Here is a 24,759-nt window from a genome sequence, read left to right as displayed (position 1 = left end):
AAACAACTAATCTTACGCTCAATTTGCGTAACGAAACGTTAAGAAACCGCCAAGCTAAATGCTGGCGGTTTCAGAATGAGATCAATATGGTCAACTTCCGATTGAACTAACTTTGCTTGCGGACATTAAATTTTGTCTTATGCCCTACTATTCTGGAACAAACGGATTATCCACTTTCGTTTTATGCTCCATTAACTCTGAAATCGTTACCATACGATAACCCTGCTCCTGTAGAGCAGGCAATATTCTTTCCAGCGCTCTTACCGTTTGTGTAGAGCCATTAACATGATCATGCATCAGCACAATGTCCCCATTACGGGCGTTCTTTAGCACTTTATTTACAATGCGATCGACACCGGGTGTATTCCAATCCTGTGTATCTTGATGCCAAGACCACAATATGACCGTGTAACCATTTGCCCGTGCAACATCAATGACCCTGTCATTATAGTAACCACCAGGGGGGCGGAACCACTTTGTATTTTGCCCTGTCAGCTCCGTAATTTTTTTCTGAGTATCAATAATTTCGTTAGAAATAACTGAACTGCCTACTCTTCTTGTGAAAAAAATATGATTATACGTATGGTTCGCTACTTCATGTCCTTCGAATGCTTCACGTTTAATGACTTCTGCATATTTATCAAGGCGATTCCCTATTACAAAAAAAGTCGCTTTCGCATTATATTGCTTTAACAAATCCAATATTTGCGGTGTCGTATTTGCATTCGGCCCATCATCGAACGTTAATGCAATCAACTTCTCATCCATCGGTACTTCCCATACGATTTCTTTACGTTCTTCATAATACTTCCGGTCATGCTTTTCTGGCTGTGCGGCAAATCCAGTCACAAGTACAAAACTCGTCAAGCAGAAGATTGCCTTCAAAAGCTGATTCATAACGTGCTCCCCTTAACTATTTTCCCATAGTCTGCTCTGATTGGGGATTACTAATGTATACAATGTTTAACTTATCGATTTGAAATAACGATAAATGAGCTCTAGCTTCTTCTCCTGCTTACCCTTAGGACTTTCCATATAGCCAAATTCAAAAAACTTCACTTTCTTAATCCCGACATAAGAAAATAACGCCTTTTTCATAAGAGCTTTATGCGCATTGTTGAGCAAAAATAAAGGATAAAAAGTTGGTCCTTTCATTAAAGATATACAAACAACAGATCTTCCTTTCAAAAGTCCTTCAGGCAGTAACTTACCATTGTCACGATAGGCGAAGTTGGAAGCAAACAGTTGATCAATAAATCCGAGCAACATGGCCGGTGGTCTTCCCCACCAGATTGGATAAATAAACACCCACTTGTCTGCCCATAGTAATAGCTCACGATATTTCTCTAGCTTTGGTTCTTTGTACATATCTCTTCTACGTTTTTCCTTATTGAAAACCAGAACCGGGTCAAACCCATCCTCGTACAGATCAAGCACCTTTATCTCGCTAATGTGAGTATTTTCGTTGCTTCCTTGAACCACTTTCTCCAAAAAGGAATAACTTAAACTCTTATGATTTGGATGCGTATAAATAATTAGTGTTTTCATTTCTCCACCTCTTTAGTTATCTTTTGATAACCAAATGCTATCACAGCTCTTTTTAGTTGTCAAATGATAATTATTCTATGATAATTGTTTTATGATAATTAATTTGTTATTGTTGCTATAAGAGGTGATTGTTATGGACGACAAAAAAACACTATTCCAAAAATTTGTAGCCTTTACGACATCCGTCCATGAGGTGACGCATGAATTCACAAAAGGCATTAAATCTGATGATATTACGCCCCTTCAATATAATATTCTTGAATATATAGCAGTAAGTCAGCCCGTAACACTTAGCCAAATTAGCGACTGCATGCATATGTCTATGCCTAACACTAGTCGTGAGTTAAAAAAACTTACAGAAAAGCAGCTTTGTGAAAAGTTTGATGTCGCTGAAGATAAACGAAAGCAATATATTCGGTTATCCGATCAAGGACAAGCAATGATGGATAATGCCTTCGGACGTGTTGAAGTTAGTTTTCTCGAACGGATCAAAGGCTCAACAGATGAAGAAATTGAACAAATTAACAAAGCTATTGATCTCCTTAAAACGAAAGTCTTTTATTAATACTCCTTAGCCCATATCTCATTAGACGAAAAAAAGCACCTATAGAACCACACTTTCTTTGTGGTTCTATAGGTGCTTTTCATTCCCATAAATTCTGCCTTCGCTAACTTAACTATCCTTATTATCCGGAAGAGCTCGCAGCGGTACAAAAAACGCTTCCTCAACCTCTATAGCAGGTAGCGGCTTGCTGTAATAATAGCCCTGTATCTTTTTGCAATCATAATCTGTAAGAATATCTAGCTGCTCCTTTGTTTCAATCCCTTCCGCAACAACATCCATACTTAGATGTTGAGCCATAGAGATGATCGTTGCCACAATAGCTCTGTCGTTCGTATTTTCGGCAATGTCACGAACGAATGAACGATCTATCTTGAGCTTATGAATCGGGAGCAGCTTTAAATAGCTCAGAGAGCTGTAACCTGTACCGAAGTCATCCAAACTAATCCGTATGCCGAAATCGGTTAATTCGTTTAAGATGCTGGTAGAAACAGTCGCATCCATCATCATGCTTTCTGTTATTTCGAGTTCTAAATATTGTGGTTCTAGTCCTGTCTCATCTAATATTTCTTTAATAAACGCAATGAGATTAGATTGGTGGAACTGCTGCGATGACAAGTTGACCGAGATCGGAATGAGTGGCCCTCCAGATTTATGCCACTCTTTCATCTGGCGGCAAGCTTCACGCAGTACCCAGCCTCCTAGCTCAAAGATCATGCCTGTCTCTTCAGCTATAGGAATAAAAGCACCTGGCGATACAACACCTTTAGTCGGATGTTTCCAGCGGACTAATGCTTCAATACCGATCATTTGACTATCTCCAGCGCGAATTTGCGGCTGATAATAAAGATACATCTGATCTCCTGCAATAGCTCTTCGTAGATCTGCTTCCAGTTCTATTCTTTCTCGCAATTGCTCATTTAGCTCACTCGAATAAAAATGGTATCCGTTTTTCCCATTTTTCTTTACTTCGTACATAGCAGTATCCGCATTTTTTAGTAATTGAACGCCGTCTTCCCCGTCATCAGGATATATGGCAATTCCGATACTCGCTGTAACGAAAAAATCACTTTCTTTCAAACGATACGGATGACTAATCACTTTGATCATTTGTTCAGCCAAAGCAGCAACATCTCTATGCTCATCACCGCTATCACAAACGATCGTAAATTCATCGCCGCCCATTCGGGATATCATAACATTCGTTCCCGCCAACAGTTGTCCTAGTCTTCTACTAACTTCCTGTAGAAATAAATCACCGTACGTATGTCCCAATGAATCATTAATCATCTTGAATCGGTCAATATCGATGACAAGCACTGCAAACTTACCCGATCGACTCGCTATTTTCTGAGCAAGCACTTGATTGAACATTCGGCGATTCGGCATTCCTGTTAATTCATCATGAAAGGCTAAATGTTGAATCTTGTCCTTACTATGCTTCTCTTCTGTTATATCTCTAGCGATAATATAATTGCCAACTACTTCTCCATTTACTTCAACCGGTACATTCATAACGCTAAGATCGACTCGATGACCCTCACGATGAATGATTGCCGTTTCATAACTTTGCATTTCTCCGCCTAGAGACTTCCGAAACATCTCACCCGATCTCTTCCGTTCTTCCTCTACAATAAAAGGAGCAATTGCATCAATCGTCTGATTTTGAAACCATTCTCCAGGAAGTCCAGTAAGCTTGGACATCGCTTCATTAAATCCTATAATTTGCGATTGAAGATCAACGGTAATAATGCCATCATTATTATTTTCGAATAATGATTTATACCACTTCTCGCTTGCTAACATTTCCGAATCCTTACTCGCCATACGATTGGACAGGTAAATACCAAATAACGAAAAGCCTAACGTTACTAACGTTATGACCGCTATAAAGTAGGCAAGAAACGTTTGGTCTAATAATACGCCAGACAAATGATCTTCTTTGTCACCAGTATGGAACACAGTAGCCAGCATACCCGTATAGTGCATACCCGCAACTGCCGCCCCCATAATAAATCCACTTATCACTTTTTTCAGCTTCTTGCCATTCGTATTACCAGTACGGAAATAGAAGGATAACCATAGGGCGGTAATAGAAGCCACGATAGCTATAATGATGGACAGTACAAAATAAAACGGTTTATACGTTATCGCAATTTGCATCGCAGCCATTCCAATATAATGCATAGCTGAAATGCCAGTCGCAAGCAGTAGACCTCCGCTCAATAATTGCTTCAAGCCCACTTGTCTTCGCCCAACGATTGATAATGCAATGAATGAAGCAATGATAACAACAACCATTGATAGTCCAACGGTAATAAGATCATATGCAACAGGAACAGATGGTGTAAATGCGAGCATACCGACAAAGTGCATGGACCATACTCCCATACCCATCGCAATGGCACCAAAGAGCAGCCAAATCCAGCGACGTTTGCCTTCTGTCGTACTGATTCTACTTACTAAATCTAGTACCGTATATGAAGCTACTACTGCAACGATATAAGAAAAAATAACTAAGGTCAGATCGTATGTACCGTATATATGCTCCATGTGATGATCCATCTGACTTCCTCTTCTCTATTAGCTTTACCTATGTTTATCGGTAATTGTGAATCGTTCTTGTAGTTGCTGACTCAATTGATTTAATTTCATAAGTTCGTTATCCACCTGATCCGCTGACTCGATTTGGCTTTCACACTTAGTCGTTAATTCTCCCATTGATGCCAGACCTTCCTCAATAACAGCAGATATTTGATTCATATCGATCGCAACCTCAGACGCCTCGTTTTTAATGAGGTGCATCTGATCATTCATAGAGTGGATATACGAAATAAGTCCGCCCATCATTACTTCTACTTCTTCAAAGTCTTTGCTGAATTTATTAAAATTGTAGCTCGATTGCTCAACCATATGCTGGCCATGTTCTACTTGAGTCGCTGTTTCATTCGTCTCACGATGAATGGCCGACATGATCGCTCGAATATCTTCAGCGGCACTACGACTTTGAACGGATAACTTTCTAACTTCGCTTGCAACAACGGCAAATCCCGCACCATGCTCACCAGCTCTCGCTGCTTCGATCGATGCATTTAAGGCAAGCAAATTTGTTTGATCAGCAATGTCCTGAATCATTCCACCGATGTTTTCTGCTTCAGTAGCTGATTGTTTTAACACATGCAACGTTGTAACAACATTATCAATTGCAGCTTTCACTTGCTTATTTTGATCCTTCAGAGAAAGCAGCATTTGATTGCTATGCGACAGTTCTTCCTCTGTACTAGCAACATTGTTTTTTGTTTCCTCTGACGCTGCAAGCGCGCTTTGAATAGAGAGATTAATAGCACTCAAGTTCCGTTCAATCTGCTCAATCGTTGCTGCTTGTTCTCCAAGTCCAGCTGCAACCTCGCCGAATGCGAGCCGCATCTCTCCATTAACAGCTACGTTAATGCTAGACTTCCCTGACACAACATTCAGCCCAGAATCCATGTTTTTGGACATTTGTTGTACCTGCTGAACTAGCTCAGCCAACCGTTGTTCCTTCTCAGCCTTTTCAGATTCGAGCTGGCGCGTTATTTTCTGTTTTGATATGATTTGAAGAATCGTTGCGCTAGAAGTTAACAATAAAAATGTAGCGTGCAGTACTAGCATAAGAAAAGGATAGGAGCTTGACCCAAACACAAGTTCAGGAGTAAAAAAGAATCCTACTAGATGTTGAACGGTGAACAATAACGTCATGATTGTAATTAAGCGAACGTCTTCATAATAAGCTACAGCTGCTATAACCATAAATATGGAGAAGTGAAACTCAACACTCCCTCCGCTACCGCTAATCATTGAAAAGCTTGCAAAAGTCAATGCAAGTGTATTTATTAGTGGCAACATCGTATGCGCCTTGTCCTTGAAATAAAACAAATAAACGCCTACTGCCCATACCATTAGCGAAATCACAAAAATAACTCCCTGTGACCAATATATAGACTCAGTTAGCTCTACTTTTGTACCATGCCCACCTTCTTCATGCCGGAATGGGTCAAATAGCATAGTTAACGTGTAAATAATTACGTTCAAACATGCTGCTGCTGTCGAAATCTTCACCATTAGTCTATTTTTTCTGTCGATCATCTCAAAAAAACTCCTTCTCAAAACAGTCTAAAACACCTATTGAATTATTATCCTATTTAGTTTATATCATTAACTTGAAACATTTTTGAAACAAACAAAAAAGCTCCCCAGTGTACAAGTTATTGTACCTAGGCAAGCATCATCACCCACTATTTTAACTGGTTATTATGTAACTCCCTATTCGACCAAGTTTCGTACCAGGCTTTCACATTACCTCTAGGTGTTGCATCGAAATGTTGATGGAGCATATGGATAAGTAACTCATATTGTTTCTCGACAGAGAAACGATCCTCTAGCTTTTCATTTATTTTCATAAGTTCAAAGTATAAACTCTCTTCTTCCGGCAAAATCGATTGCACACCCAAATAATGTTCCGCCGCATCTGCATATGCACCCTGTTCTATATAGTAGCTCGCCACAAGATGAACATGCTGCAACCATTTCGACCTAAGTCTCTGTTTCTCGGTTTCAGCCCAATTGTAGCTATACTCCGCCAAATAATCGCCGCTATATTGCGAGCACAATTGCACATGTACATCCACAGTGTCTGAAGCAAGCTTCGGTGCATCTTTTAATCGACTTTCCCATAACTCGATATCAAGGATAATATTTCCCACATCTAGCCGATAGCCCCCCTCGCAGCTATCAACTTGAATATCGATTCTCTCGTCTTGAAGTAATCTTCGAATCTGGTAGATCGCTGTATATAACTGGATCGTCCCTTTTTTCCATTCGATATCCGGCCAAAGCTGTTCCAAGATAGCTTCCTTATGAACCGATTTACCACGATTGTGCATCAGGAAAAGAAATAACTCTTGCGCTTTTATCGTCTTCCAACGTAATGTAAGTGGTTCTTGTCCAAAACGTTGAAATTGCAAGGAGCGAAAACAATGAACAATCGTATTACCGATAGCTTCTTTTGTATCAGCGCTCCTAACAGGCAATTGTTGTTGTATACGCGTTGTCATCTTCTTCAAGCGATCTCTCTGAATCGGCTTAAGAATATAATCCTGCGCATTAATATCAAAGGCTTTCACAGCATATTCTTCATATGCGGTTACGAACACGACATGTGTCATAGGTAACTTCTCAAGCACACATTCCGCTAGCTCTATTCCATTCATCTCAGGCATATCTATATCGAGAAAAATGGCCTCAGGGCGACTTTCATAAATATGTTCAAGCGCGAGCTTCGCATTACGGAACTTCCCGATAATTTCCCAGCCGCCGATCTCATTCAGCTCCTCTGCAAGATGTTGCAAAGCGAGCGGCTCATTATCTACTAGAATTGTTTTCATAATAGGCCACCTTATCCATTGGTAATCGCATTCGAATCTCTGTTCCTTTTCCTTGTGAGCTCTGTATGCTAAGGCCATGTCCGAACAATTGCTTCAAACGTCGTTCAATATTCCGAAGCCCTACACCAGATGATTCAGAGTGATGAAGTGAACGAAGTTCGTCTGGCGTCATGCCTATACCATCATCCGAAACGACGACATGAACATGTCCATCCTCTTCATAAACGGACAACTTGATATGACCACCTTCTGCTCTACGCATAATGCCATGTCGTACAGCGTTTTCTACCAGTGGCTGAATAGATAGAGACGGTATATAAAATGGTTCGAAAGCGACATTGATCTCATAGGTAAGACAATCTTGAAATCTGACCTCTTCAATATGAAGATAAGACTTCACGAGCCGCAACTCTCGTTCAAACGGGATGAGTGGTTCCGAGTTATCAAATCGGAAACTTTCACGTAAATAATGACCAAGTTCCGTCATTAAATTTGTCATCTTCTCGGGCTCACTTTTGCTAAGTGCAGCAATTGAATTTAACGTATTAAACAGAAAATGCGGTTTAATTTGTGCTTGTAAAAAAGCCATTTCCATACGAATACGATCCTTGACCGTGCGCTTGAGTTGAAGCAATGTTTGAACTCTTACTCTTAGCTCGGATGGTTCAACTGGCTTCGCTAGAAAATCATTTGCCCCTGCCGCACGTGCTGCAAAAGCTTGATCTGGGTAACCTCTTGATGTAAGCAATAGTATTGGCAACTCCAATAACGTGTATTGTTCACGAATCGCTTGGCAGACTTCAACACCAGTGTTGCCCGGCAATGTCCTATTCACGATGACAAGATCGATTTCCGACATCGTATGGAGTCTATGCAGCGCTTCATTCCCATTGTGCCAGATCGTCACTCGGCTGTTATCGAGCTTAAGAAGCCTCAGCATCACTTGAGCGTTAATCTTATCGTTATCTATAAGTAGAATATGGCTTTGTTCTTGCTGCTTGGATGTGGTAGCACACTCTTTCGGTACATATTCGTTGCTTACACCATAGCTCAACTGTATAAAGTTATTTTGTTTAACTTCCGTTTCTGTTTCCTCTTCGGACTTTTCGTTGTTCTGATCGTAAACCTGTTCTTCCCAGGCGATAGGAAACTGTAACTCTACAGATATTTGGTGAGAAGACTCCATCCGAATATTAATCTCGCCTTGTTGCAAAGCTACTAATTCTTTCACTAAATATAATCCCAGTTGTGAGCCACTTTTCAGTTCCGATGTTTCGATTCGATCGTAGCGTAGTGCTTTCATTAAAGAAACACGACATTGATCCGACACCTCGTCACCAGACAAAGATAAAATAATGGCCATCTGCTCGCCTTTCACAACGGCTTGAACTTCTATATGGCCTTTCGTTAATATCTGAATAGCGTATCGTAGCATCGTTCCTACTATTTGGCCAATTCGTAATTCATCCGCTAATATAGGCCGCATCCCAGGCACAATATGATTGTTCAAAGTAATGTTCTCATTAAAGGGCAAATACTTGAATCTCTCTAGCGCTTCATCCATTACGGAATGCAGATCAACCGCTTTAATATGAAGTACCATATCACGTTCTCTTATTTTGCTAAAATCGTGTAAATCTCTAATCATCTCTCCCGTTAACCAACCTACAGAAGTAATAAGACGGAGCTCGTACTGCTGCTCGTCAGTTAATTGTTTATCTCTATTTAAACGGGCATTAGCAATACTAATAATCGACTGTATTGGCGCCATCATCTGCTCGGATATTCCCGCCATTAGCTCATTTTTGAACCGATCAACCTTCTTTAACTCTAACGATATCCCTTTTGTTCGCTTATAGGCTTTAAAAAATTGAAGAGCAATAAGCATCAAAATGATAACGTCGAAGCCAAAAATTTGATAAAAATACAAACTATCTGACGGCCCATACCCCATTAACCTAAGCACGTTCAGAAGTGCTAGCGCCATAAATAAACAGAACGCCAAAAACTCAAATTTGGATTGCCTTTCTCCATTCTGCAAACCTCGCAGGAGTAAATAGAGTATGTACAAATAGTTCAAAATCGTAAGCACAAGCCAAAAAGAGAGTAGGTTTGTTACAGCAGTCATAGGAAAAATAAACACTATTAATGTGAATACAGCCATTGATACTAAAAACGTATTTTTGATCGTTTTGTTTACATGTTTCTTATTTCGATTACACACATATAGAAACAACGACGTTATAATACCGATGGAAGCGAACCAATGCACCGTAATCGTCTCTTCAATAGAAATAGTTGGCCATACTACGGCGACCCATCTAAACCCTTGTACAGCCGTTACGACAATATTGCACAGGAAAAACAGAGTTAGAAATAACCAACCTTTAACTCTTGTTTGCCTATGTATAACACTAAATAGAATAGAGAACAAAATGAACGCAACAAAAACGCCAAACTCATATGCCGCAAGCCTCTGCTGCTCTAAGTGAATCAAATTGGGCTGTCCCATTCTGATCGATTGTATAATTCCTCCACTAGTAAAATGATCGAAGTTAGTGACTTGAACGAGCAATTCTATTGTATCTTGTTTCACTTCGTGATACGCCATATAGGGCAAAACTTGCCCTTTATATTGCTCTGCATGCTCAGATACTACGCCACTTCCCCCGGCAAGCTCACCATTAATATAAAGTCGATGAGCACTGCGAATTAGCGGCACATAAAACACTTGATTCTTGACCTGATCAGCATTTATTTTTATTTGAAGACGATACGTACCGTACCCTAACATTCCGTTATCAAAATGATCCTCTATGGCGCTCCCCCAATTACCGGGAACTTGTACATAAACGGGATCTTCTTGCCGTTCGTTATCCTGTATATGAGTTATTAGTTTCTCCGGATAAAACTCCCATTCTCCATCTAGCTTAATTGTTTCAATAGTCAGCCCAGCCGATTCACTAACATCTATTACTCCTTGCGTAGCAGTAGCTAGTTGTTTCTTATCAGTAAAAAATAATAAATTAATGCCCACGATTAACAACATAATCATGCACATCATCATAATCATTTTTTTATTATTCAATTTATGTACCCCGATCTAAAGTCATATACTAGTGAAATTAGTATATTTTTAGTATACAGATATATAAGTGATTGAGATACAAATGCTGAAAACTGTAACAAATACTTAACAACATATTCATCAATCGATGGACACAAGTTGTTAGTCGAAATGTTTCACCATTGGTTCGGCTGTTCATTATTCAAAAAAGCGTTGAAGCACAGTGGGGGAAGTTCGACAAGGTCCACTCGATGACTGATTTAAGTGTATACATGCGTCTAATTGCTATGGTAATATCATATTCCCTTGAATTAAGCACAAAAGTACGCTTAATCGCTTCGATTTCTCAACTATTCCAGAATTTAAGTACAAAAATACACTAAGTTGCCTCAGTCGCTCTTTTTAGAGATAAAAAATTAGCCGCACAGTTTCGAGAACTGTGCAGCCATTTCTTGCTCTAAGCGTAATCAGCCTAAACGCTTTCTATCTTTTCACTACCTTCATGAAACTATCTAAATGATCGCCTTCGATCCCAATATCAGGCTTAACGCCACCATTTGATATATTCGTCTGCTTTACATTCCAATAATGACTAACGAGGAACAACATAAACTTTTTCTCTTTATCTTCAAGCACACTTTGACCGACACCTTTGCCGAACGTACTGCGACCAACAATCGTTACATTATTCAAATAGGATTTTAATCCTAACGCTAACAATTCCGATGCACTGGCAGAATTCTCATCGATAAGAACGTAGATTGACTTAAATTTCACTTGATCTGGATCAGAGGTATAACTTTCTGTGAGCCCATCTCTATAAATCATCATGCTCGTTACGTAATTCGGAAGAAGCGTATTTAACATATTGTTTGCAGTGTCTGCGAGCCCTCCAGGATTACCTCTTACATCGAGAACTAGCACCTTCTTTTCCTTGTCTTTTATCGTATCTAAACTCTCTATGAAACTGTCGTCCGTCCCCACTTCAAACGAATTGATTCTAAAATAAGCAATACCATTCTCTTCCGAAAAGTGAATGTCTTCTGGTAGCTCCTCTGTCAGAAGATCATATTCATCGCTCGTTATTGCAAAAGTAAAGTAATCGTCTTTAAGCCTCACTTGGTCGATTAATCCTGCAATTTCCTGCCCCGTAATATCCGGTGAATCTAGCTTAGACAGCTTTTTCTCAGCATCCTTAACTTCATCCAAATACAAATAGTTATCGAGGAAAAAGTGTTTAACACGTTCGCCAAGCGGCTTCTTATAGTTCTCTACTTCCGTTTTGACATAAGATGCTGTTGAGTTGCCATCATAGAGTTGTAATGATTTGTCGCTAAACGCCTCAGCTTCCTTAACATTTCCCATCATCAAATGTGTATAAGCTAATTCCGCCAATACTTCACTATCTTCTGCTTCAATTTCAAGAGCTCGTTCAAAATAAATAATGGCGTCCTTATAATAACCGCTCTCTAAATAACACATACCCGTATAAAAGGCGATGTCCGTATAGATCGCCGGTATATCTTTAGCTTCTAGTCCTACACGAATACATTCCGAGTTTCTGTTACTGGACAATAAAGCCTCAAGCAAATCTGTAGTGTACGTTTCGCTATCGGGCTGCAATTCGACCGCTCGTTTTAAATACTGAATGGCATCTCGATAAAGTCCGTTCTCCATCTCATTTAGGCCCATTGCCGAATGAATCTCTGGATTATCATCCAATGAATCGATTAACCGTGTATTTTTGTACCATTGCCTGGCACTTTCAAACTCCTTTTGTGTGTTATGAATTTTTATCATCCATATGTAACCTGTCGCTTCTTCAGGGTTCATCTCAATTAGCTCAGTGAAGTACTCCTCCGCCAAGTTGTAATGCTCATAATCGTAATATAACTCTCCAAGCAGCTCATGAGCTTCTATTTTGTGAGGAAATTTATCCTTAACAAAGGAGTAAAAAGCTTCAACCTGCTCATATTCATCCGTATAACCAAGAGCAATCCCTTTGTACTTATATGCTTCAATTGAATTCTTATTGCGAGAGATAACACGTTCTGCAAATGCCAGTGCTCCATCATAGTCTTCTCCATAAATATGAGAATAGAACCTTAGCTCGACTGCTTCCATATCGTGTGGATCTAGGTTTAAATAAGCTGTAAAGTTTTCAATTGCCTCTATATAGTTACCGTTATCGTAATGGATGTTGCCTCTACCGTAATAAGCACTTTTGCTATCTTCATTTTCTTTTATCGCTTTTTCGTATTCGACCATTGCTTCTTCACTTCTATTTAATCCATACAAAGCATTGCCCTTATTCACGAACTCTATATCTGAGTTAGGTAAAATAAGAAGTGATTTTTCTATGTTAAGCAAACTTTTTTCATATTCTCCTAGCTCATTATGCGCCCAACTTAAATTATTGAATGGAGCGTCCATTGTTTCGTTAGCTTCTACCTCTTTATTAAGCTCCTTGAAGCTAGGTTCCTGTTCATATACCAACGCAATCGCACGTTCAAAATGAATAATAGCTTCCTCATAGTTGCCTGCATCCATTGAACTCATGCCCGACTCGTTTAACGTATCAATACGTTTCTCCTGCTTCATCTGCTCAGTCGTTTGTACATCTAACCCCTCATTAAAACCACTCATAAACTCCGATAGAGAGCATGCACTGAGTACTCCTAAGCAGAGGATAAATAAAAGGCATTTAGTCACAGATACTATACGTTTCAACTCTCTCCCACTTTCTCACAAAGACGGATAGTACAATCTATTTCCACTTGTATTTACCTTCGACAAAGACTAGCTCTTTCCTTGTGAGAGTGGGAGGAAAAGATTAGTTAATTTATTCATTACTCTTCGAAGCGAATCAAGGCTGAACCTCTCTCAACTAAATATCTTTTGCAATATGCGGCTTACTGTAATGACTCACACCGCCAGAACCTACAATAACTCTTCCTCCTCTATTGAAAGTGAGCAACTTGCTTGAACCATTCGTTAGCAGTACTGTTACTTTCGCATGATTCGATGTTGCAGTATAGATCACATATCCGCTTCTCGTTATTTGTGTTCTCCAATGACTATCGAATTCCGATCTCGCAACACGATTGGAGTACACTTGGTTTTCTACTCTTCCATCATTTGTTTTGGGCATCTTATCCCTCCTGTCTATTGTTTCAGTGTCATCTATATATCCTATTCCAATAACGAATGCCCGAATGGACAACATACCCATTTCATCCAAATTCGTGATATGCTAGTGCTAGGAGGGGATTTCCATTGAATAAAGATGCGCTACTAGAAATATTTAATAAGGAGCAACGAATCGGTATTCATTACCCAGGTGCAAAGCGGGAAGTAGTTGGTCACATTGTTCGACAAGTAATAGATACGACGACGGGAAGTTATATCACTTACTCTAACTTAAGTGAAGACAACGCAGACGATATTATCGAGGAACAAATGGCCTATTTCAAAGCTCACGGTCAACAATTTGAGTGGAAGTTATATGACTATGATCAACCTGCTAATTTGCGAGATAGACTCCAGGCAAAGGGGTTTGAAATAGGGGAAGCCGAAGCACTTATGATTTTGGAAGTTGGCGCGGAACATCCATTGCTTGCATTAGAAATTCCAGATTATATACGTCCTATTACGGACGATGCTGGAATTGATCTTGTTATGAAATTAGAAGAAACGATTTGGAATGAACCTCATGCTGAATTAGGGACACAATTGAAACAAGATATAAAAAATGATCCCGATAGTATGAAGATATACGCTGCCTATGATGATAATGGACAAGTCGTAAGTGCAGCATGGATGCATTTGCAAGAGGGAACGTCTTTTGGCAGTCTATGGGGAGGCTCAACCTTACCCGAGTATCGGGGAAAAGGTATCTATCAGGCTCTAATTGCTGTTCGTGCACAAGAGGCATGGAAACGTGGATTTACTTTGCTAACCGTTGATGCCAGTCCGATGAGTCGTCCAATATTAGAGAGACGTGGATTTCTTTGTTTGGCAATGACTTATCCATGTGTGTCTCCTAGTGAGTAAATAGAAAGGATCGGCTAGCTCTATTCGAGTTAATCGATCCTTTTATTCGTACGCCATTATACTTTTTTTCTTTGGATAAGAAACAATAGTGCAAATACAATCAATATAGCTATAGAGAAGTACGGAATCACTTTTGAAAAGATTAACGAGTAGGGTACGTTAATAATGTTAATACATATAACAACGATAATTAATTTTTCAAAGACATTCTTTTTCAAAAAAAACCTCCTGTCCTCTTCACTAATAGTCTAACACGAATGTAATATTTTCCTATATGAATATCCGTCAATATTCGATACTAATCACTCAAACCGTATATAGACTTCATCTCCGCAATCTTTCGCTTCACATATGCTATCGCTTCTATTGGTCCAACTACCTTTGCGTCCCCCGCGAGCGGCCAAATTAGATCAACATAAAAAGAAATATCTTCCTTCGCAATTGTCACCTCAGCTATTCCACTTCCATCGTCCTTACGGGCAATAAAAGGGGCGAATCGTGGATTCGACTCCAGTTGCCAGACACCCTTTTTCGTTAACTCCACATAAAAAATATTTTGCTCCAAATGTTCCTTATCAGGCTTATCTGCTAACGTCATCTTCGCTATATCTTCTCGGTAAGGAACCGACTCATTTATTTGAACTTCAACGATTCGGTCAGTACGAAATTGTCTCATCTCTTGCTTCTGCATGCAGAAAGCAGGACAATACCAAAATCCTGAGCTAGTATAAAGTCCGATAGGCTGTACATCTCGTGTTGATAGGCCACTCGCTGTATTGTACGTAATGGTAACTACCGATTTACCCATAATGGCTTGCAACAACGTCTGTAGAACATCAGCCGACATATGCCTATATGGACTCCAAATCATGACTCGTTCCTTCATCTCGTCAATTTTATCTTTAACATCACTCGGCAAATAGTGATAGAACTTATGTAGCGCCGACTCTGAGTCTTCCCCGAATGGAAGTGATCCAAAGTACCCCAATGAGTGACAGGCGAAAAACAATGCAATTGCTTCCCCTTCCGTAAAACTGATTGGCGGCAACAGCCGCTCCCGAAGCAGCTTATACCCACCGCCTCTTCCTTGAATCGAGTATATCGGTATGCCGAGTTCACTGAGCTCTTGCAAATCTCTCGTTATTGTACGAGTAGAAAGTCCGAACTCATCGGCTAAATCTTGAACAGTGAAGGACCGTCTGGCGTTTATGATCATTATCATTTGAATAAGGCGCTGCGACTTTTGCACAAACATCCCTCATCTCATCTTTTTGTTTATTATAACATCTAAATAAGACAATATTTGTCTTGTTTAACTGATATGCTTCTAACATAAGGAACATCAACTAATGTGAAAAGGATGATCATAATGAACGAAACAGTACAAGAGAAGATCGGATTTGTATTTCTACATGGGGCTGGTCTAGAGAGCAGCATTTGGCATGGGGTAACGAAGGAGCTAACGGCACCGTTTTTACTTGTGGACTCGCCACTCAGGAAAGGATTAGATAAGGATAGATCGGCGCTTAAGATGGATGATTATACGAAAGACATGAGGGATCAAATAGAAAAGTGGAACGTACAGAAGTTTGTAATTGTGGCCCATTCTCTTAGCGGTGCACTTGCACTTAGACTTGCCGATGAGTTAAGAGAACGCATAGTCGGATTCGTAGCCGTTGGCGCGGCAATCCCTAGTAAAGGTGGTTCATTCTTGTCCTCTCTTCCCTTCCCCAAAAATTTATTGATGTCAGTCATCTTACGTCTTGCGGGAACGAAACCGCCGGAGTCTGCGATCCGCACAGGTTTATGCAACGATCTGTCTACAGAACAATCAACGATGATCGTTAATGGCTTCGTTCCAGAGTCCAAGCATGTATATATTGAACGTACAAATGCGGCAGTACCATCCGTTCCGAAATTATATGTTAAGCTGACGAAAGACCAAGAGTTTGGTCTGCCCTTACAAAATAAAATGATCGCTAATTTGAGCCCTCAAAAAGTGGTGGAGTTAAAGACTGGACATTTGCCGATGCTTAGCGATCCTAACGGGCTAAGACGCGAACTAGAGACATTTTTGGTTTCGCTTTGAGTAGTAGTAATCAGCAATGTGTGCATTTCCTGTTATCTCATCAAATAAGTGTTGCTGATCATACAAAAAAAGCTATCTCACAGGTCATTTCTAACCTTTGAAGATAGCTTGTTTTATCTGTTTAAGGATTAAGCGCTCTCGCCATTGCCTCCACATAGCTTTTACTTGCACGCTTACTGACTTCTGCTAGAGGAACGATCATCTCAAAGCTGTGGAAGCCGCCGGGATAAAGATGGAATTCAACGTCTACGCCCGCTTGCGCAAGGCGTGTCACGTAGTCAATCGTCTCATCTCTAAACAGATCTAGCTGACCGATGCATGTATAGGTCGGAGGTAGCCCCGCTAAACTTTCCGCTTTCGCTGGAACGGCATATGGCGATACTTCGTTATCACCGTAATGCTCGCCTAAGTACATACCCCATGCATGCACATTGTTTGCCCGATTCCATGTCGCATTAACAGCAGTAATCTCATGACTTGAAGCTGTATCATTACGGTTGTCGATCATCGGATACAGCGGCATTTGGAAGATGAGGGCTGGTCCACCCTTATCACGAGCCATTAAGGCAAGCGCAGCAGTCAAACCGCCGCCACCGCTTGCACCAGCAATAGCGAGGCGATTCACATCAATGCCGAGCGAATCCGCTTCGTTTGCCATCCATGTCAATGCGGCATAACAGTCGTTGATTGCGGCAGGATAGGGATGTTCGGGAGCCAATCGATAATCGACAGAAACAACGACACATTTAGCCTCTTGCACGAAGCGCTCGCATAAAGCGTCATCCATATTAGGGTGACCCATTACATAACCTCCCCCATGGATCCAAAGCATGGCCGGAAGCTTATCGCTAGTTCGCAAGGCCGGTTCATATAATTTGATTAGCATTTCGCCCCCAGCACCTTGAATCATTCGGCTTGTCGTACTTACGTGTTCGGACTGTTCAATTGGGGGACTCGACAACATGCTCCTGCCCATTTCTAGATTATCCTCTAATTGAAAACCAGGAAATTGTTCTATAATTGACCGTAATTGCGGTGATACGCGACTTTCAAAATTCATATAAATTCCTCCTATAATTGCATGTATGGTTGATCCTATTTTTTTCACTAAAAGTTAAAGCGATCTATGTACCAAGCTCCATCTCAGCTTCCCACTTGGCTACTTCCTCCCGAACGATTGGAGCTACCTTTGTTCCTAACAACTCAATCGCTTTCATCACTTGGTCATGCGGCATTGTGCTCAGCGGCACATACATCATAAAACGTGTAACCCCTACATGTTTGCGAAGATGAATAATCTTCTGGGCAACCGTTTCTGGGTCACCTACATACAGAGCTCCGTCAAAGCTGCGTGCTGCATCGAAGCTGGCACGATCATAATGTGCCCACCCCCGCTCCTTGCCCAGTTTATTCATACCTTGCTGAGTAGATGGGAAAAAGGTATCCGCTGCCCGCTCTGTATCCTCGCCAATAAATCCTATTGAATGCGAACCAACCTTTAGCTTCGATTCATCATGACCAGCATGTGCCGCCGCTTTCTTATAAAGCTGTACAAGAGGTTCAAATTGCATTGGACTTCCGCCAATGATCGCAAGCATGAGCGGCAGTCCTAGCAAACCGGCACGGATTGCTGAATTTTGATTCCCCCCGCTACCAACCCATATGGGTAAAGCCTCGTTCACGGGACGTGGATACACGCCCAAGTTATTAATCGCTGGACGATGCCCACCCTTCCATGTTACTTTTTCAGAACCACGAATTTTTAAAAGCAATTCCAAATGTTCTTCAAACAACTCATCATAATCATTCAAGTCATAACCAAACAATGGGAACGATTCAACAAACGAGCCCCGACCTGCCATAATTTCCGCACGCCCATTCGAAAGACCATCAAGTGTAGCGAAATCTTGAAATACACGTACCGGGTCAGCTGATGAAAGTACCGTCACCGCACTCGTTAGTTGTATCCGCTTAGTCAGTGATGCAGCCGCAGACAACACCATTGCAGGAGAAGAAGCAGCATAATCTTCCCGATGATGCTCTCCTACTCCAAACACATCAAGTCCAACCTGATCCGCAAGAACAATTTCCTCGACAACTTCACGCAATCGCTCGGCATGACTAATCACCTCACCCGTATGAACATCCGGCTTTGTATCAACAAACGAAGTAATCCCTATTTCCACGACTAATCTCTCCTATTCAAAATCTTAATATTGTGTATCTTTACTTTAAATGGATGACCGTAACATGCCTGGTCAATGCCCAAAACAGAAGAGCTAACGTACTAACTGAGGCTCCGAGTAAGCAGACTCCATTCCAGCCATATTGTGCATAGATTTGAGTAGATGCGATGGATCCTATAGCACTTCCTATCGAATAAAAAACCATATATCCAGCAGCAATCCGACTTCGTGCATCAGCACGGAGCGTATAGATCATGCTTTGATTGATGACATGTACAGCTTGAACCGCTAGATCCAGCAGAATTATACCGATGACCAATGCGAATAACGACTGTTCTGTATAGCTGATTAGCCACCAAGAGAGTACTAAAAGGACCAAGGATACACCTGTCGTTTTCTGTCCATACCCTCTGTCAGCTAACTTACCCGCCCTTGCTGCAGCTAACGCTCCAACAACTCCCACGAAACCAAATGCACCTATGGCGGTATGAGATAGAGAAATCGGCGGGCTACTTAGCGGCAGTACTAAAGGCGTCCACAAAATACTGAAAGAAGTAAAAATAAGCATTGCGAGAACTGCACGGATACGTAGTAATCGTTCTTGTGCTAGCAACTGCATGACTGACCTTAGCAACTGAAAGTAAGATAGTGATGTCACCCCACGCTCAACATTCGGCAGCACTTTAACTAATGCCCAAACCATAAGAAGCAGAAGTGCAGCAGAGACCAAATACACAGAACGCCAACCTGCAAAATCCGTTAATACGCCAGAAATAGATCTTGCAAGAAGTATCCCAATTACAATTCCGCTTGTTATCGTGCCAACGATACGTCCACGCTCGTCAGATGCAGCCATCGTTGCCGCAAAAGCAACAACAGTCTGTGTTACAACGGCAAGCAAGCCAACTAACGCCATACCTGCAAAGAGCACAGTGCTTGAAGTCGCAGTTCCAACAATAATGAGTGCTATTACAGATAACGACATCTGTCCGATAATTAATCGACGCTGATTTAGCAAATCTCCAAGCGGTACGAGCAGCAATAGTCCCACTGCGTAGAAAATCTGCGTAATCGTAATAAGGATGCCGATGGTTGAATGATCAATACCAAACTCACTCGACAGATTATCTAATATCGGCTGTGCAAAGTAGATATTAGCCACCGACATGCCACAAACAACAGCAAACAATAAAGTCACGTAACGAGGCAATAAAGTGACCCCTACATTGGCGTTGCGTGTACCTTTTTCTATAACCTCCTCCATAATCCACACCTTTCCCCCGTTCTTTTTAGTACCGATAATTTATTGTACCGAACGGTATGTTATATTGCCCAGTTACTATAACGCATAAAATCTGCCAATGTCAATGACTAAAATTAGATATATTGCAGTAAATTTCAGCTTCAATAATTTTTTCAACCTGGAATCCGTCATGTTTGATTTGACAATATAATTGACCAAATATAAAATAATAACATACTGTTCGGTAAATAAAGTGAGGGTTTAATAATGGGGCGAAATCGCGAATTTGACGAAGAAAAAGTATTAGATACAGCTATGCAATTGTTTTGGGAGAAAGGTTATGAAGCTACCTCGTTAAGCGATTTGACTTCAAAAATGGGCATTCAAAAACCTAGCATATACGCCACGTTCGGCGATAAGAAGGAACTATTCGAAGCTGCGCTGCGCAAATATACGATGTCTCGTGCTTCACTTGTCCGCACTAGGCTTCAAAACAATCCATCTGTAAAAGAAGCATTTCGCGATTTTTTTGAAGGTGTCGTTGCCGAGGAATCTATAGGAAGCATTAGCAGAGGTTGTTTTTGCATCAATACGATGGTCGAACTTGCACCACATGATGAGAAATTTGAAATTCTTACACGGGAACATCAAATGTACTTATCGGTTATTTTTCAAGAAGCGATTGAACGAGGTATACAGTCAGGTGAGCTGAGTAGTGATATAAACCCGAAGGCGTTATCACAGGCACTCATCGTGTCTTTGATCGGACTAACTGTCATGTTGAAATCTCGTCCAGAGCGATCATTTGTTGATAATACGTTAGCCGTCACACTTTCTTTGTTAAAATAATTGTTTATTCCTTTGGCAATATGAGAGTAATGTTGAGAGTAAAGAAGGGCTGTCGTTTCACGTCAATTGCAACCCGGATTGTTAGTAGTGCCTAACCTTTGGGGTGGAATTCAGTCTGGCGACAGCCCTTCACTCATTTAGCTTTGATTATCATCCTTGGCGATGGACTGATCCGACTTCCTCGTAGGATTCAAATCAGCAACCGAGTCGAAATAAAACAGTCTTCTGTCTTTTTTGAAAATAACTAACGATACATGTACTAATAACGTGATCCAAATAACGACTCTCAACAAAACCATAGCTAAGTTCACCCACACATGAGCAATGTAGAAGGATGAGCTCATCGGAATGTCCACTTGATTGAACTCTCCGAGTAACGACAATGTCAACCATGTGAGATACAAGGCAATAAATCTCATCCACATCTGTTTCCAAAATGGTTTATTCGACCCGCTACTCACAAGCCTATATCGCATAAAGCCTGTTCCAATCGTCTTACCATCCCGAATCAGCGGAATAACAAAAAAGACAATGAAATAACAGAGTGAATAAAACACATATTCATATATTTTGTTTGTCGTAAACAACCCGAAAATAAGCGCATAGCTCACGTTCACAATAATGATATCGATCCATATTGCTAACAGTTGTGCGATCGGAGATACAATATCTTTTTGAATCATGTGCGTTCGTTTAGCTTTTATGTTTTCATTGGAAGGGAAAAGCGCAAGCAAGATAGGTGCAACAGCAAAGCCGACTAATGCACCAGCACTGTTTATTATCAAGTCATCCACATCGAATAAACGATAAGGGCAATTATAAAGACCATAAATACCTGTAACTTGTGTTACTTCGTAAAACAGCGATAACCCGAAACCAACGCCAAGCGCATGTTTCCAGTACCTTTTGTCCCGAAAAAAGTATCTAATGTAAACACCTAAAGGTAAAAGCAGCAAGAAGTTAAAAGCGACTTGCCAAAATGCAATCTGTTTAAATATTGAAACATACGTCCCAGGCTGCGACCATACCACTGTGCTTTTTCTTAAAATATCCGATACAAATGTAAATGGTACGAGTGAATAATAAATCGTATCCGCTGATTGAAAGGAACATGTATCACGAGTTGTCGGAAGTGGCAACAGCACTAAAAACAGTGCCGACAACATATAAAAAATAAACGAAAACGATACGATGGAATGCCACACACTAAAGAAACCATATTTTCGATAGCTATAAAAGAGCCACGGCACAACCAACATAAAACTTGCAGCTAAAAATACGAAAACGGCTATCTTAATTGGAAAAACGTATGTCATCATCTCGTTGCCCCCTTATTCCCCAATCATTCCCTGATCTAACTCATAACATGTACGTTTCACAACGATTTATGGCCCTCGAAGCAATAAAGAACAACAAAAAAAGCAACAAGCAAAGTCACAAATGCGACTCCACTCATTGCTTTAATTGGCTATGCTATCATTTATTTGTACAATACTTTTTCTACGTTATACTTAGCTCTAAATTTGTTAATCAAATACGTCTCATAAATCTCGCGATCTACGGCGTTTTCATTGACATAAACTTCGATCTTCGTCACTTCTTCACGGTGGTTTTTCATGACAGATACCGAATCTTCAAAGTGTTTCTTAATACGAGGTCTTAGCTTTCTTGCTTTGCCGACAAACAAAAGTTCGTCCTTATCATTGTAAAACATAAAAAATCCGCCGTGCTCCCTCGTAATGAGGTGGAAGTCTGTAAAGCCATAAATATGGCTTAGTTGCGGGTTTTCTTGCTTCGTTATCGTTACATCCGGTGCGGGTATCGTGATCAGTATCATGAATGTTCACTTCCTCTATTCGTATAGCTCTACATCCTATCATAATTTCCTCTTTAGCACCATTCCAAACTTAGGATGAAACTTCTAACTGACCGCCTAGTAGAAGGCCAAACGAGTTTTTCTTATGATGAGAAAGCTCTTGGAAGCCACCCCTCTCTGCGATCTCTCCTTTTTCTAGCACAATAACTTGATCTGCATGACGAATAGTCGATAGGCGATGTGCGATAACGATAATCGTCATTTTCCCTTTTAGTCCTTCGAGCGCTTCTGTCACCTGTGACTCCGTATCTGTATCCAGCGCACTTGTCGCTTCGTCGAGAATAAGAATGGAAGGTTTCCGCAATATCGCTCTAGCAAGAACGAGTCGTTGACGCTCTCCACCCGATAATCGAATGCCACGATCACCGATAAACGTGTCGAGTCCATCCTTTTGATCTTTAACAAGGTTGGATGCTGAAGCCATCTCTAGCGCGCTCCACATTTGCTCTTCGGTCGCTTTAGCGTCCATGAGCAACAGATTCTCTCTAATCGTCGCATTAAATAGGAAAGGGTCTTGCGAAACATAACTAATTGAACGCCTAAGAGGCAGTACATTTTTATTCGTTAGCGGTTGACCGTCTATGAGCACTTTGCCTTGATCTGGTTTGTTTAGTCCCATCAGCAAGTCAACCAGTGTGCTTTTGCCGGCCCCAGATGACCCGACAATTGCTGTCATATCATTAACAGGGATATGTAGATTTATATTTTTCAACGCGTAATGGTCCTTCTTCTGATGATAGCTAAAGTAGACGCCTTCACATTCCAATCCTTGCTTAAGCTTAATCCCTTCCACAACCTGAAAAGAATCATCTTTATGTTCCTGTGACTGCAAACAATCATCTTGCAACTTGATCAAAGCTTCAAAGGAAGGAACCATCGTTGCGAGCATTTCAAGATTAGTTTGTATACGAGTAATAACGGGCCAGAGCCTAGAGAAAATAAGGACGATTAGTAGAAGCTGAGCTGGCTGGGAATGAAACATACTAACAAGAACGAAGATAAATGCTGCTAACATAATGGCCGATACAACACTGTACAGAAATTGTGAATTCGATTTTAACTTCGTAAAAGCTACAGAATTACTTTCAACCTGCTCACAAAGTGAACTCATCCAATCCATATGTGATGCTTCAAGCGTATTACTCTTAATATCTTTAATCCCGTTTAAATGATCTGTTATACCCGCCATATATACTTTCGAAAGCGCTATATTATCTTGTCCAAATTGTTTTGATTTTTTCAAAAAATATCGCGAGCACAGGAGCAGTAAACCCCCGATTAGAAGAACAGCAGTCGTTATTTTCGGGGCTAACACGAAGGCGAGGACTATCTTTACAGCAGCTAAAATAAGCGCAGATACAAACTGAAGAGATAAGTTCATCCCTTTTTTCACATGTCCTATTTCCGTTGTCATCATCTTCACGATATCCGATTTGCGAGTGCGGAGGAAAAATTCCCAGTTTGCTTTCAATACATTCCTGTAGGTATCTTCTCGAAGCTGGCGCAGAAAACCTTGTTGAATCTTTTTATTTAATATCGTCTGATGCCGATTGAACCAGCTCTGCCCAATTATAATACAAACATAAATGGCTAATATGACTGCTAAACTTCGCGTAATCGGAATTCCATCGAACCATACCATAAACGATGACAAATAAGCTATCCCACTTGCGTCCATTTCGACTAAACCGACAATACTCAGCAATGGGATAATAAGAAGAATACCGACTGATTGCAGCAAACCTACGAGTAACATGCCTATAAAGTTCAAAATAAGAACATTCCCTGCGTAGCGATGAATCCTTTTTAAAAAATAGAAGATCGGCTTCATACTTACGCCTCCTTATTCTGTGGCACTAACTT

General features: G+C 40.7%; 20 protein-coding genes. 4 read left to right on the top strand and 16 right to left on the bottom strand.

Annotation, left to right across the window (positions count from 1 at the left end; genetic code table 11):
* Positions 1-147: 147 nt before the first annotated feature.
* A complete protein-coding gene (locus I6N90_RS17890) occupies positions 148-897 on the bottom strand; it encodes a polysaccharide deacetylase family protein (protein WP_197936978.1) in 750 nt (249 codons plus the stop codon).
* A gap of 66 nt (positions 898-963) precedes the next feature.
* Positions 964-1,548: an NAD(P)H-dependent oxidoreductase gene (locus I6N90_RS17885; RefSeq protein ID WP_197936977.1), complete on the bottom strand. Its 585-nt coding sequence runs from the start codon at positions 1,546-1,548 to the stop codon at positions 964-966.
* A gap of 133 nt (positions 1,549-1,681) precedes the next feature.
* Between I6N90_RS17885 and I6N90_RS17880 the strand changes: the two genes are divergently transcribed.
* Positions 1,682-2,113, top strand: a complete 432-nt coding sequence (locus I6N90_RS17880; RefSeq protein ID WP_197936976.1) for a MarR family winged helix-turn-helix transcriptional regulator — start codon at positions 1,682-1,684, stop codon at positions 2,111-2,113.
* 108 nt (positions 2,114-2,221) lie between these two features.
* On the opposite strand, the gene I6N90_RS17875 is transcribed toward I6N90_RS17880, so the two are convergent.
* From I6N90_RS17875 to I6N90_RS17850, 6 genes are all read right to left on the bottom strand, one after another.
* Positions 2,222-4,675, bottom strand: coding sequence for an EAL domain-containing protein (locus I6N90_RS17875; protein WP_197936975.1), 2,454 nt, complete (start codon positions 4,673-4,675; stop codon positions 2,222-2,224).
* Between the two features lie 24 nt (positions 4,676-4,699).
* Positions 4,700-6,235, bottom strand: a complete 1,536-nt coding sequence (locus I6N90_RS17870) for a methyl-accepting chemotaxis protein (protein ID WP_197936974.1) — start codon at positions 6,233-6,235, stop codon at positions 4,700-4,702.
* 149 nt (positions 6,236-6,384) lie between these two features.
* Positions 6,385-7,533: a response regulator gene (locus I6N90_RS17865; RefSeq protein WP_197936973.1), complete on the bottom strand. Its 1,149-nt coding sequence runs from the start codon at positions 7,531-7,533 to the stop codon at positions 6,385-6,387.
* Positions 7,511-10,621 carry an ATP-binding protein gene (locus tag I6N90_RS17860; RefSeq protein ID WP_197936972.1) on the bottom strand — a complete coding sequence of 1,037 codons (3,111 nt, stop codon included), beginning with the start codon at positions 10,619-10,621 and terminating at the stop codon, positions 7,511-7,513. Before I6N90_RS17860 ends, I6N90_RS17865 begins: the two co-directional genes overlap by 23 nt.
* A 462-nt stretch (positions 10,622-11,083) precedes the next feature.
* Positions 11,084-13,246, bottom strand: coding sequence for a tetratricopeptide repeat protein (locus I6N90_RS17855; protein WP_197936971.1), 2,163 nt, complete (start codon positions 13,244-13,246; stop codon positions 11,084-11,086).
* 241 nt (positions 13,247-13,487) lie between these two features.
* Positions 13,488-13,751 carry a hypothetical protein gene (locus tag I6N90_RS17850; RefSeq protein ID WP_197936970.1) on the bottom strand — a complete coding sequence of 88 codons (264 nt, stop codon included), beginning with the start codon at positions 13,749-13,751 and terminating at the stop codon, positions 13,488-13,490.
* Positions 13,752-13,876: 125 nt separating this feature from the next.
* Between I6N90_RS17850 and I6N90_RS17845 the strand changes: the two genes are divergently transcribed.
* Positions 13,877-14,653, top strand: a complete 777-nt coding sequence (locus I6N90_RS17845; protein ID WP_197936969.1) for a GNAT family N-acetyltransferase — start codon at positions 13,877-13,879, stop codon at positions 14,651-14,653.
* A 56-nt stretch (positions 14,654-14,709) separates the two neighbouring features.
* Here the strand turns inward: I6N90_RS17845 and I6N90_RS17840 are convergent, their stop codons facing one another.
* Together I6N90_RS17840 and I6N90_RS17835 are read right to left on the bottom strand one after the other, a co-directional pair.
* Entirely contained in the window at positions 14,710-14,871 is a 162-nt protein-coding gene (locus I6N90_RS17840) for a hypothetical protein (RefSeq protein ID WP_197936968.1), read from the bottom strand.
* Between the two features lie 80 nt (positions 14,872-14,951).
* Positions 14,952-15,902 carry a helix-turn-helix transcriptional regulator gene (locus I6N90_RS17835; RefSeq protein ID WP_197936967.1) on the bottom strand — a complete coding sequence of 317 codons (951 nt, stop codon included), beginning with the start codon at positions 15,900-15,902 and terminating at the stop codon, positions 14,952-14,954.
* A gap of 120 nt (positions 15,903-16,022) precedes the next feature.
* Here I6N90_RS17835 and I6N90_RS17830 point away from each other — a divergent pair, with 120 nt between their 5' ends.
* Positions 16,023-16,742 carry an alpha/beta fold hydrolase gene (locus I6N90_RS17830; protein WP_197936966.1) on the top strand — a complete coding sequence of 240 codons (720 nt, stop codon included), beginning with the start codon at positions 16,023-16,025 and terminating at the stop codon, positions 16,740-16,742.
* A 121-nt stretch (positions 16,743-16,863) separates the two neighbouring features.
* Here I6N90_RS17830 and I6N90_RS17825 read toward each other — a convergent pair whose 3' ends face one another.
* The 3 genes from I6N90_RS17825 to I6N90_RS17815 form a co-directional block, all read right to left on the bottom strand.
* On the bottom strand, positions 16,864-17,802 hold the full coding sequence (locus tag I6N90_RS17825; RefSeq protein ID WP_197936965.1) for an alpha/beta hydrolase: 939 nt from the start codon (positions 17,800-17,802) through the stop codon (positions 16,864-16,866).
* A 64-nt stretch (positions 17,803-17,866) separates the two neighbouring features.
* Positions 17,867-18,928 carry an LLM class flavin-dependent oxidoreductase gene (locus I6N90_RS17820; RefSeq protein WP_197936964.1) on the bottom strand — a complete coding sequence of 354 codons (1,062 nt, stop codon included), beginning with the start codon at positions 18,926-18,928 and terminating at the stop codon, positions 17,867-17,869.
* A 40-nt stretch (positions 18,929-18,968) separates the two neighbouring features.
* On the bottom strand, positions 18,969-20,192 hold the full coding sequence (locus tag I6N90_RS17815) for an MFS transporter (protein ID WP_197936963.1): 1,224 nt from the start codon (positions 20,190-20,192) through the stop codon (positions 18,969-18,971).
* 246 nt (positions 20,193-20,438) lie between these two features.
* Here I6N90_RS17815 and I6N90_RS17810 point away from each other — a divergent pair, with 246 nt between their 5' ends.
* Positions 20,439-21,020: a TetR/AcrR family transcriptional regulator gene (locus I6N90_RS17810; RefSeq protein WP_197936962.1), complete on the top strand. Its 582-nt coding sequence runs from the start codon at positions 20,439-20,441 to the stop codon at positions 21,018-21,020.
* Positions 21,021-21,157: 137 nt separating this feature from the next.
* Here I6N90_RS17810 and I6N90_RS17805 read toward each other — a convergent pair whose 3' ends face one another.
* The 3 genes from I6N90_RS17805 to I6N90_RS17795 all read right to left on the bottom strand — a co-directional run bounded on the left by I6N90_RS17805 (position 21,158) and on the right by I6N90_RS17795 (position 24,727).
* The gene (locus tag I6N90_RS17805) at positions 21,158-22,339 is read right to left on the bottom strand and encodes a VanZ family protein (protein ID WP_197936961.1); all 1,182 of its coding nucleotides are present in this window, start codon (positions 22,337-22,339) and stop codon (positions 21,158-21,160) included.
* Positions 22,340-22,500: 161 nt separating this feature from the next.
* On the bottom strand, positions 22,501-22,857 hold the full coding sequence (locus I6N90_RS17800; protein WP_197936960.1) for a nucleotide excision repair endonuclease: 357 nt from the start codon (positions 22,855-22,857) through the stop codon (positions 22,501-22,503).
* 70 nt (positions 22,858-22,927) lie between these two features.
* The gene (locus I6N90_RS17795) at positions 22,928-24,727 is read right to left on the bottom strand and encodes an ABC transporter ATP-binding protein (RefSeq protein WP_197936959.1); all 1,800 of its coding nucleotides are present in this window, start codon (positions 24,725-24,727) and stop codon (positions 22,928-22,930) included.
* Between the last annotated feature and the right edge of the window lie 32 nt (positions 24,728-24,759).

This window comes from Paenibacillus sp. GSMTC-2017, from assembly GCF_016019935.1.
Classification (GTDB): domain Bacteria; phylum Bacillota; class Bacilli; order Paenibacillales; family Paenibacillaceae; genus Pristimantibacillus.
This window is presented reverse-complemented; position numbering and strand designations above follow the sequence as displayed.

What these genes read in the sequence shown, in the direction of transcription:
- I6N90_RS17890 (WP_197936978.1), bottom strand. Translation starts at nt 897, where the DNA reads ATGAATCAGCTTTTGAAGGCAATCTTCTGCTTGACGAGTTTTGTACTT.
- I6N90_RS17885 (WP_197936977.1), bottom strand. Translation starts at nt 1,548, where the DNA reads ATGAAAACACTAATTATTTATACGCATCCAAATCATAAGAGTTTAAGT.
- I6N90_RS17880 (WP_197936976.1), top strand. Translation starts at nt 1,682, where the DNA reads ATGGACGACAAAAAAACACTATTCCAAAAATTTGTAGCCTTTACGACA.
- I6N90_RS17875 (WP_197936975.1), bottom strand. Translation starts at nt 4,675, where the DNA reads ATGGATCATCACATGGAGCATATATACGGTACATACGATCTGACCTTA.
- I6N90_RS17870 (WP_197936974.1), bottom strand. Translation starts at nt 6,235, where the DNA reads ATGATCGACAGAAAAAATAGACTAATGGTGAAGATTTCGACAGCAGCA.
- I6N90_RS17865 (WP_197936973.1), bottom strand. Translation starts at nt 7,533, where the DNA reads ATGAAAACAATTCTAGTAGATAATGAGCCGCTCGCTTTGCAACATCTT.
- I6N90_RS17855 (WP_197936971.1), bottom strand. Translation starts at nt 13,246, where the DNA reads ATGAGTGGTTTTAATGAGGGGTTAGATGTACAAACGACTGAGCAGATG.
- I6N90_RS17850 (WP_197936970.1), bottom strand. Translation starts at nt 13,751, where the DNA reads ATGCCCAAAACAAATGATGGAAGAGTAGAAAACCAAGTGTACTCCAAT.
- I6N90_RS17830 (WP_197936966.1), top strand. Translation starts at nt 16,023, where the DNA reads ATGAACGAAACAGTACAAGAGAAGATCGGATTTGTATTTCTACATGGG.
- I6N90_RS17825 (WP_197936965.1), bottom strand. Translation starts at nt 17,802, where the DNA reads ATGAATTTTGAAAGTCGCGTATCACCGCAATTACGGTCAATTATAGAA.
- I6N90_RS17815 (WP_197936963.1), bottom strand. Translation starts at nt 20,192, where the DNA reads ATGGAGGAGGTTATAGAAAAAGGTACACGCAACGCCAATGTAGGGGTC.
- I6N90_RS17810 (WP_197936962.1), top strand. Translation starts at nt 20,439, where the DNA reads ATGGGGCGAAATCGCGAATTTGACGAAGAAAAAGTATTAGATACAGCT.
- I6N90_RS17805 (WP_197936961.1), bottom strand. Translation starts at nt 22,339, where the DNA reads ATGATGACATACGTTTTTCCAATTAAGATAGCCGTTTTCGTATTTTTA.
- I6N90_RS17800 (WP_197936960.1), bottom strand. Translation starts at nt 22,857, where the DNA reads ATGATACTGATCACGATACCCGCACCGGATGTAACGATAACGAAGCAA.
- I6N90_RS17795 (WP_197936959.1), bottom strand. Translation starts at nt 24,727, where the DNA reads ATGAAGCCGATCTTCTATTTTTTAAAAAGGATTCATCGCTACGCAGGG.